Genomic DNA, 9,820 nt, shown 5'->3' with positions numbered 1-9,820 from the left:
ACTCCCCCTGCCGCGCGCCGCGCACCGGGCGAACTGCAGGGCATCTGGCTCGTCGCCGAGCGCGAGATCGGCTCCAAGCTGCGCAGCAAGGCCTTCGTCATCTCGACCGCGATCCTCATCCTCGCCGCCCTCGCCTCGGTCGTGTGGGGCGGCTTCGCCGCGAACGATTCCTCGGGCGAGGGCATCCCGGTCGCCGTCACGTCGCAGACGCAGTCCGCCGTATCGGGCCTCGACGGTCTCGACCTCACGACCGCCGACAGCGACGACGCCGCGCGCGCCCTCGTCGAAGACGAAACAGTGGATGCCGCCCTGGTCACCGGGTCGTCCGACGCGGCCTTCGCCTACACCGTCGTCGTGAAGGACAGCGTCCCACCCGCCCTGCTGCAGCTGCTCAGCGAGACCCCGCCGGTGCAGATGCTCGACCCCGGCGCGGGAGCGGCCGATGCCCTGCGCTACCTCATCGCGCTCGGTTTCGGGCTGGTGTTCCTCATCGCCGCGTCGACCTTCGGCGGGACCATCGCCCAGAGCGTGGTCGAAGAGAAGCAGACGCGCGTGGTCGAGATCCTCATCTCGGCGATCCCCGTGCGGGTGCTGCTGGCGGGCAAGGTGCTCGGCAACACCGTGCTGGCCATGGCGCAGATCGTGCTGCTCGCCGCGGTGGCGGTCGTGGGTCTGGCCGTCACGGGACAGACCGGGGTGCTCGACACCTTGGGCGCGCCGATCGCGTGGTTCGCGATCTTCTTCCTGTTCGGTTTCGTGCTGCTGGCCTCGCTGTTCGCCGCGGCGGCGGCGATGGTCTCGCGGCAAGAGGACATCGGGGCGACCACGACGCCGATCACCATGCTCGTGATGGCGCCGTACTTCCTGGTCATCTTCTTCAACGACAACCCCGTGGTGCTGACGATCATGTCGTACGTGCCGTTCTCGGCGCCCGTCGGGATGCCGCTGCGCATGTACCTCGGCGACGCGCAGTGGTGGGAGCCGGTGCTGTCGCTGCTGGTGCTGCTGGCCTCGTGCGTCGCCGCGATCGCGGTCGCCGCGCGCATCTACCGCAACTCGCTGCTGCGGATGGGCGCCCGCGTCAAGCTCGCCGAGGCTCTGCGCGGCTGAGCGTCGGCGAGACGTCGAGGAGCGGATGGATGCCGGGGGCTCGGCATCCATCCGCTTCGTCGTCCTCAGCGGGCCACGTACGCCGTGACGCTGTCGGACAGGCGGATGGGGATGCCGGTGACGGTCGACGGCGAGGCGGTGCCGATCGCGACGGTGAGGGAGTCGTCGACGCCGAACACCGCGGCCCCCTCCTGGGCACCGCTGACGCACCCGGCCGACCAGGGCCGGTTGTCGGCCGAGGTGAAGGTGGCGATGCACCGCCCGTCGCCGTCGTCGGGGACGGCGAGGTAGATGCGGAAGTCGCTGACCGTCGCGATGTAGCGCGTGCTGGCGGGGTCGATGCCGCTGTCGCGCAGGATGTCCGCCGAGATGACGTCCTCGACGGTCTGCGGGAACGTGAGTTCGGGCAGCTCCGCCGCGGCCGGATCGGCCGAGGCCGCCGGGGTGGGCGCGAGGCTGGAGCCGATCGCGATCCCGATCCCCACGAGCGCGGCGGCGCCGAGGGCGGTCAGCGTCCAGCGCACGGCACGCCGGGCGGGTGCGGGGCCGGGGGACCCGTCGTCCGGCACCGGGGCCGCGGCGTCGTCGCCGGGCCGGACGACGGCATCCCGCCCCCCAACGGCCTGCTGATCGACCGCGGCCGCCGTCGCGACACCGCCGCGCTGACGCTCCTCGAGCTCGCGCAGCCGGGCGATCTCGGCGGCCGAGGCGCTCGCCCCGTCGACGCCGTAGATCCGCTCGCGGAGGCGGTTCAGCTCGGCGTCTTCGTCCATGCCATGACTCTAGGACCGCGTGGGTCCCCCGCGGGCCCTCGTGTCATGCCGGGTCGGGAGCGGTCGTGCGCAGGGCGTCGGCGGCTCCCACCAGGGCCAGGTGCGAGAGGGCCTGGGGGGTGTTGCCCGCCTGGCGTCCATGGGTGGGGTCGTACTCCTCGGACAGCAGGCCCAGGTCGTTCGCGACCGCCGTCAGGCGATGCATGAGCGCCGTCGCCTCTTCGCGTCGGCCGCTGTGCGCGTACTGCCCCACCAGCCAGAACGAGCACGCGAGGAACGGGTGCTCGTCGCCGCTGAGGCCGTCGACCCCGGTGGTGCGGTAACGCAGCAGCCACCCGTCGGGCATGAGGGTCTGCTCCATCCGCGCGACGGTGGCGAGCATGCGCGGATCGTCGTAGGCGCAGAACCCGACCTGCGGCAGCACGAGGAGCGAGGCGTCGACCTCGTCCGTCTCGAAATGCTGGGTGAACCATCCGCCCGCGTGCACGCCGCGCTCGTCGATCTGCGCCCGTACGCGGTCGCGCAGCGCCCGCCAGGTGTCGACCTCGCCCTCGTGGCCGCCGTGTTCGACGGCCCGGATGCCGCGATCGAACGCCGCCCACACCATCGCCCGCGAGTGGGTGAAGAAGTGCGGGTCGCCGCGCATCTCCCAAATACCCAGGTCGGGGCGGTCCACCCACGCGGCGAGCTGGTCGAGCAGCGCGCGCTGCAGCGACCACGAGAACGTCGTCTCTTCGACGCCCGCGTCGCGCGCGGCCTCGAGCGCGACCATCACCTCGCCGATCACGTCGGCCTGGTACTGATCGACCGCGCCGTTGCCGATCCGCACCGGCGCGGCGCCGCCGTAACCGGGCAGGCTGGTGATCTCGCGCTCGGGCAGGTCCCGCTCGCCCGCGATGCCGTACATGATCTGCACGTCGGCCGGGTCGCCCGCGATCGCGCGCAGCAACCAGTTACGCCAGCGGTGGGCGGCGTCGAGGTAGCCGTGCTCGATGTAGGCGCTCAGCGTGAGGGCGGCGTCGCGCAGCCACACGTACCGGTAGTCCCAGTTGCGCGACCCGCCGAATGCCTCGGGGAGCGAGGTCGTGGCGGCCGCGACGATACCGCCCGTCTCGGAGTGCGTCAGCGCCCGCAGCACCATGAGGGAGCGCGTGACCATCGCGGCGTGGTCGCCGGTCGCCTGCACCCGGTCGGCCCACGCCGCCCACCACTCGCGCGTGCGCTCGAGGGCCGCCTCGACGTCGAACGCCGCGGGGGGCTCCTTCCACGACGGCCCCCACGCCAGCACCGAGTCGACGGCGCGACCGGCCTGAGTCGTCCACCGGCCCCGGTGCGCCGTGTCGACGGCGATCAGACGCGGTCCGCGCAGCACGACGGCATCCGGACCCGCCACCGCCAGGATCGCGTGGGCGTCGCCGTGGCCCACCTGACGCACCCACGGCACGGCGCGGGCGTAGTCGAAGCGCAGCCGCACCTCGCTCACGAAGTCGACGGCGCCCGACACCCCCACGACCCGGCGGACGAGCGCCTCGACGCCCTCGTCGATCGGCATGGCGTCGTAGACGTCGGCGACGCCGGTGGCGGTCTCCCACCGGGTCACCAGTACGAACGTGTCGCCGTCGTAACGGCGGGTGGCGCGCGCGTCGGGATCGTCCGGCCGCAGCGACCACGAACCGTGGGACTCGTCGCCCAGCAGCGCCCCGAACATCGAGCCACTGTCGTAACGCGGCAGGCACAGCCAGTCGACGCTGCCCGCGGTGGAGACCAGAGCGGCGGAGCGGCAATTGCTGAGGACCGCGTAGTCCTCGATCGGAGTGGTCACCCTCGGATCATGGCAGGTGGGACCGACATCGTCACCGGGCATCCCGTTAGTGGCATCCCTGCACCCGCTGCAAGCCGCGAACCGGTGTCGGAGCGGAGCGCTACGGTGGCCGCATGGCCGCGGACACCACCCTCATCATCCTGGGCGCCTCGGGCGACCTCACTTCTCGCCTGCTTCTGCCGGCCCTCGGCCAGCTGCTCACGCGCGAATCCGGTCGTTCGGTGCGTCTGCACGGCGCCGGCATGGAGGACTGGACCGACGAGCACTGGCGCGAGGTGGTGAAGAAGTCCTTCTCGACCACGGATGCCGACGGCGCCTTCGCCGCGGTGTCCGAGACCACCTACTGGCGCGCCGACATCACAAAGCCCGCCGACCTGCAGAAGCTGCTCGACGACGCCGAGGGACGCCCCGCGCTGTACTTCGCCGTCCCCCCGGCCGTGGCCGAGAAATCGTGTCTCGCGCTCAGCGACGTGACGATTCCCGAGGGCACCGTCCTCGCCCTCGAGAAGCCGTTCGGCACCGACGAGGCCAGCGCCCACCGCCTCAACCAGCAGCTCGCGAAACTCGTACCCGAAGATCAGGTGTTCCGCATCGACCACTTCCTCGGACGGTCGACCGTGCTCAACCTGCTCGGGGCGCGTTTCGCCAACCGCCCGTTCGAGAGCGTCTGGTCGGCGGACGACATCGCCTCGATCCTCATCGACTACCCCGAGCCCCTCGGCCTCGAAGGCCGCGCCGGATACTACGACGGCGCCGGCGCACTGGTGGACATGATCCAGAGCCACCTGCTCCAGGTCATGGCCTTCGTCACGATGGAGCCTCCGGCATCCCTCAACCAGCTCGATCTGCGCGACGCGACTTCGGCGGTCCTTCGCGCCACGCACGTGCTCGACGACGATCCCGTGCACAACTCCCGCCGCGCCCGGTACACCGCCGGGGACGTCGGCGAGCGCCACTTCTCGTCGTACGTCGACGAGCCGGGCGTTGACGAGGCGCGCGGCACCGAGACGCTCGCCGAGATGACGGTCGAGGTGCGCAACACGCGCTGGCAGGGGGTGCCCATCACGCTGCGGTCGGGCAAGGCGCTGAGCTCGTCGGACCGAGCCGTCACGGTGACCTTCAAGCCCGTTCGCCACCTGCCCGGCGGCTTCCTCGGCGAGAGCGAGCCGTCCGTGCTGGTGTTCTCGCTCGGCCCCGACACCATGAGCCTCGGGCTCAACGTCAACGGCGCCGACGACCCGCTCGAGCTCGAGCGGGTGACCCTCGCCGCCGACCTCGGCGACGGGGCGCTCAAGGCCTACGGCGAGGTGCTGTCGGGCATCCTCGACGGCGACGCCATGCTCGCCGTGCGCGGCGACGCCGCCGAACAGTGCTGGCGCATCGTGCAACCGGTCATCGACGCGTGGCGCGCGAACGAGGTGCCGCTCGACGAGTACCCCGCCGGAACCGCCGGTCCGGCATCCTGGACCGACTGACCGGGTCTCGTTCCGCCGCCCCGGCTCGGCCCGCCGGGCCGTTCTCCGAGCCGTTCGCCCGACCGTTGCCCGGGCACAACGGCGGGAAATCGGGCCGACACGCCGCTTGACCGCCCCTGACCGCGGCGTGTCATGGCATCCATCCGCCGTTGTGCACGATCCCGACGCGGGACCGAAGACGACGCACGGCGTCATCCGGGAACACAGGAGCCTGCCGAGGCGTTGACTGATGCGGGTCAACGGCGTCCCGGCACTGTCATCCGTCCTCAGGAGTCCCCATGTCCCTCGTTCTCGACCGCACCGCCCGCACCGACGCGCCCATCCTCGACGTGCTCGCCGAGCGCTGGAGCACCCGCGTCTTCGACCCCGAGACCCCCATCGACGAGGCCGCCCTGCGCTCCGCACTCGAGGCCGCCCGCTGGGCTCCCTCGGCGATGAACTACCAGCCCTGGCGCTTCATCGTCGCCCGCCGCGGCACCGAGGCGCACGAGCGTCTCGTCGGCGCCCTCATGGGCTTCAACCAGGCCTGGGCCCCCGCCGCCGGGGCACTGGTCGTGATCCTCGCCGAGACCGAGACCGCCGACGGCGAAGCCCGCACCTGGGCGCACTACGACGCCGGTCAGGCCGCCGCGCACTTCACCGTGCAGGCGCACGCCGAGGGCCTCGCCACCCACCAGATGGGCGGCTTCGAGGCCGACGCCCTGCGCGCGGCCTTCGACGTCGAGGCGCGCTTCGCCCCCGTCTCGGTCATCGCCGTCGGCACGCTCGGCGACGTCGACGCCGCCGAAGAGGGCCTGCGCCAGCGCGAGCTCGCCCCGCGCGAACGCCGCACCGTCTCGGAGTCGCTGATCGCCGACGCCTGAGTCCCGGCATCCCACCCGAACGCCGTTCCCCGGCGCACCGCCCGCGGTGCCGGGGGACGGCGTTTCGCGTGACCGGCGTTCAGCGCTCCACGAGCACGCCGTCGGAGTCGGCCCAGACGTGCCGGCCGGGGGCGAAGACGACCCCCGCGATCGTCACGGGCACGTCGACCTCGCCGACGCCGTCCTTGGCGCTCTTGCGCGGGTTGGTCCCGAGGGCCTTCACGCCGAGGGCGAGCGTTGCGATGGCGTCGCGGTCGCGCACCGCGCCGTGCACGATGACACCCGCCCAGCCGTTCTGCACGGCCGACGCGGCGATCATGTCCCCCACCAGCGCCGACTCAAGCGACCCTCCGCCGTCGACGACCAGGACCGCTCCCTCGCCCGGCGTCGCCAGCAGCTGCTTGACCAGCGCGTTGTCGCGATGGCAGCGCACCGTGCGGATCGGGCCGTCGAACGCGACTCGCCCGCCGACGTCGATCAGCTGCAGCGAGAGGGAATCCAGCGCGTCGCCGCGCTCGTCGTACAGGTCGGCGGTCGCGATCGTCATGCGGCCAGGGTAACCGGCGGGTCCGAGGGGGGATGCCACGCCCCGGCGCGGCATCCCCCGTCGTCACTCGACGACCTCGGCGTCGATCACGTCGTCGAGGTCGTCGTCGGGGGCGGCCGGGCCGTCGCTGGCGAGTACGAGCGACTCGCCGTCGCTGGCCACGTCGACCCGCACCACGTCGCCGTCGCGCACCGTGCCGGCCAGGATCGCCATCGCGAGGCGGTTCTGCACCTCGGTCTGGATCAGTCGGCGCAGCGGGCGTGCTCCGTACACCGGGTCGTAGCCGCGTTCCGCGAGCCACGCGCGGGCGTCGGGGGTCACGGCCAGGGTGAGTCGGCGCTCGCGCAGGCGCGCGTGCAGCGCGTCGACCGCGAGCTCGACGATCTGGGCGAGGTCGTCCTGGCTGAGGGCCTGGAAGATGACGATGTCGTCGAGACGGTTCACGAACTCGGGCTTGAACGCCTGGCGCACCAGCGCCTGCACCTGATCGCGCTTGGCATCCATCGACAGCGTCGGATCGATGAGGATCGGCGAGCCGAGGTTGGACGTCAGGATCAGGATGACGTTGGTGAAGTCGACCGTGCGCCCCTGACCGTCGGTCAGGCGCCCGTCGTCCATGACCTGCAGCAGGATGTCGAACACCTCGGGATGGGCCTTCTCGACCTCGTCGAGCAGCACCACCGAGTACGGCCGACGGCGGACGGCCTCGGTCAGCTGACCGCCCTGCTCGTACCCGATGTACCCCGGAGGGGCACCGACCAGGCGCGAGACGGAGTGCTTCTCGCCGTACTCCGACATGTCGATGCGCACCATGGCGTGCTCGTCGTCGAAAAGGAAGTCGGCGAGCGACTTCGCCAGCTCGGTCTTGCCGACGCCGGTGGGACCGAGGAAGAGGAACGACCCGACCGGCCGGTGGGGGTCGCTGATGCCCGCGCGCGAGCGGCGCACCGCGTCCGACACCGCCTTGACGGCTTCCCTCTGTCCGATCAGGCGCTTGCCGAGCTCGCGCTCGAGGTGCAGGAGCTTCTCGGTCTCGCCCTGCAGCAGTCGACCCACGGGGATGCCGGTCCACGCGGCGATGACGGCCGCGATGTCCTCGTCGGTGACCTGGTCGTTGACCATGCGGTCGCCCGCGGGCTCCTCGCGCTCCGCGGTCATCAGCTCGCGCTCCAGGGCCGGGATCTCGGCGTAGAGCAGTCGCGATGCGCGCTCGAGGTTGCCCTCGCGCTGGGCCCGTTCGGCGTCGACGCGTGCGGCGTCCAGGCGGGTCTTCAGGTCGCCGACGCGGTTGAGCGAGGCACGCTCGCGCTCCCACCGGGCCTGCAGCTCGTCGAGCTTGGCCTGCTCGCCGGCCAGCGTCTCGCGCAGCGTCGCGAGCCGCTCCTTGGAGGCGGCATCCTTCTCTTTCTTCAGCGCGAGCTCCTCGAGCTTGAGCCGGTCGACGTGCCGGCGCAGCTCGTCGATCTCGAGGGGTGCGGAGTCGATCTCCATGCGCAGGCGCGATGCCGCCTCGTCGATGAGGTCGATGGCCTTGTCAGGCAGCTGACGCGCGGGAATGTACCGGTTGGAGAGGGATGCCGCCGCCACGAGCGCCGCGTCCGCGATGGCGACCTTGTGATGCGCCTCGTAGCGCTCCTTCAGACCGCGTAGGATCGCGACGGTGTCCTCGACGGTGGGCTCGCCGACGTACACCTGCTGGAAACGCCGCTCGAGGGCGGCATCCTTCTCGATGAACTCGCGGTACTCGTCGAGCGTGGTCGCGCCGATGAGCCGCAGCTCGCCGCGGGCGAGCATGGGCTTCAGCATGTTGGACGCGGCGACCGAGCCCTCGCCGCCGCCCGCACCCATGAGCACGTGCAGCTCGTCGATGAACGTGATGATGCGACCGTCGGACTCGGTGATCTCTTTGAGGACGCTCTTGAGCCGCTCCTCGAACTGGCCGCGGTACATGGCGCCGGCGACCAGCGCCGAGATGTCGAGCGCGACGAGCTCCTTGTTCTTGAGGCTCTCGGCGACGTCGCCCGCGACGATGCGCTGGGCGAGACCCTCGACGACGGCGGTCTTTCCGACGCCGGGCTCGCCGATGAGGACGGGATTGTTCTTGGTGCGGCGGGTGAGCACCTGAGACACACGGCGGATCTCGCCGTCGCGGCCGATCACGGGGTCGAGCTTGCCCTGGCGGGCGCGGTCGGTGAGGTTGATGCCGAACTGCTCGAGGGCGCTGCGCGCGTCCTCCTGCCCCGGCTGTTGCGTGGCGTTCATGGGGTCTCCTGGACGTCTGTTCGCGAACTTGAGTTGCGGTGACTCAAGTTTAGCGCGGCGACCGGGGGTCGGCAATGGGCGGCGGGGCGCGGGGCGCCCGCCGCCGAGCGCGCACTCACCCGCGGGCGGACACCATCCAGTCCGACAGCTCCGCGACGCGGAAACGGATGCCGCGGTGCCAGGGGCGCAGGGCTCGATAGGTCTCGGCGGCGGGGCCGGGCGACACGGGCGCACCGGTGCCGGAGAGGGCGGCCACAGCGGCATCCCAGTCCGGGAAGACGCCCGCGCCGACGGCCGCGCAGATCGCAGCGCCGATCCCCGCGGCGTCGTCGACGAGCGCCCGTCGCACGGGGCGTCCGAGCACGTCGGCGACGATCTGCACGAGGAGTGCGGACTGCGCCCCGCCCCCGGTCACGATCACGCCCCGCGCGGTGACGCCGCGCTCGCGCTCCATGTCGTCGATGTGGTCGGCCATCGTGAACGCGATCGCCTCGAGAACCGCCCTGTACAGGTGCCCGCGGCCCTGCGCACCCGAGAAGCCGACGAAGGCGCCTCGCCGGTTGGGCTCGTCGCCGGGAGCGAGCCAATCCAGCACCGCCGCGACCCCGTCGCAGCCGGGCGCGACGCTCTCGGCCTCGATGCCCAGGCTGCGGTCGAACGCGTAGATGTCGTCGTCGGGGGCGAACGGGTGCAGCAGGTCGCGCAACCAACTCACGGTCCACATGCCCCTACGGATGCCGGTCGACTCGGCGAGGTACTGGCCGGGGCGCGAGCCGAAGTTGACCCAGTGCGCGGCTCCCCCGCCCGGCGCGTCGGCGACGGTCATCGCCGCGATGTACGTGCCGAACGACAGCAGCACGTCATCGGGCGAGGCCAGACCCGCCCCCAGCGCCTCGACGGCCTTGTCGTTCGATGTCGCGAACACCGGTACGCCGGCGGGTAGGCCGGTCGCCGACGACGCCTCCGCG

General features: G+C 71.8%; 8 protein-coding genes. 3 read left to right on the top strand and 5 right to left on the bottom strand.

Features of this window, described 5'->3' with window-relative positions:
* Positions 1 to 33 precede the first annotated feature (33 nt).
* Entirely contained in the window at positions 34 to 1,110 is a 1,077-nt protein-coding gene (locus tag DBR36_RS00730) for an ABC transporter permease (protein ID WP_108317128.1), read from the top strand.
* Positions 1,111 to 1,175: 65 nt separating this feature from the next.
* On the opposite strand, the gene DBR36_RS00725 is transcribed toward DBR36_RS00730, so the two are convergent.
* Positions 1,176 to 1,883: a hypothetical protein gene (locus tag DBR36_RS00725; RefSeq protein ID WP_108317127.1), complete on the bottom strand. Its 708-nt coding sequence runs from the start codon at positions 1,881 to 1,883 to the stop codon at positions 1,176 to 1,178.
* 43 nt (positions 1,884 to 1,926) lie between these two features.
* Positions 1,927 to 3,705 (bottom strand): glycoside hydrolase family 15 protein, encoded by a 1,779-nt coding sequence (locus DBR36_RS00720; protein WP_258222492.1) that lies wholly within the window; start codon positions 3,703 to 3,705, stop codon positions 1,927 to 1,929.
* Positions 3,706 to 3,818: 113 nt separating this feature from the next.
* Here DBR36_RS00720 and DBR36_RS00715 point away from each other — a divergent pair, with 113 nt between their 5' ends.
* Positions 3,819 to 5,180: a glucose-6-phosphate dehydrogenase gene (locus tag DBR36_RS00715; protein ID WP_108317125.1), complete on the top strand. Its 1,362-nt coding sequence runs from the start codon at positions 3,819 to 3,821 to the stop codon at positions 5,178 to 5,180.
* Between the two features lie 278 nt (positions 5,181 to 5,458).
* Positions 5,459 to 6,043: a nitroreductase family protein gene (locus tag DBR36_RS00710; protein ID WP_108317124.1), complete on the top strand. Its 585-nt coding sequence runs from the start codon at positions 5,459 to 5,461 to the stop codon at positions 6,041 to 6,043.
* Between the two features lie 79 nt (positions 6,044 to 6,122).
* On the opposite strand, the gene rraA is transcribed toward DBR36_RS00710, so the two are convergent.
* The 3 genes from rraA to DBR36_RS00695 form a co-directional block, all read right to left on the bottom strand.
* Entirely contained in the window at positions 6,123 to 6,590 is a 468-nt protein-coding gene (rraA, locus tag DBR36_RS00705; protein WP_108317123.1) for a ribonuclease E activity regulator RraA, read from the bottom strand.
* A gap of 63 nt (positions 6,591 to 6,653) precedes the next feature.
* Positions 6,654 to 8,852 carry an ATP-dependent Clp protease ATP-binding subunit gene (locus tag DBR36_RS00700; protein ID WP_108317122.1) on the bottom strand — a complete coding sequence of 733 codons (2,199 nt, stop codon included), beginning with the start codon at positions 8,850 to 8,852 and terminating at the stop codon, positions 6,654 to 6,656.
* 115 nt (positions 8,853 to 8,967) lie between these two features.
* A partial coding sequence (locus tag DBR36_RS00695) for an FGGY-family carbohydrate kinase (RefSeq protein WP_258222491.1) occupies positions 8,968 to 9,820 on the bottom strand: 853 nt, incomplete at its 5' end.

The sequence above is a fragment of the Microbacterium sp. HMWF026 genome, assembly GCF_003061325.1.
Taxonomy (GTDB): domain Bacteria; phylum Actinomycetota; class Actinomycetes; order Actinomycetales; family Microbacteriaceae; genus Microbacterium; species Microbacterium testaceum_E.
The sequence above is the reverse complement of the archived record's forward strand: the minus strand, read 5'-3'. Positions and strand labels throughout refer to the sequence as shown.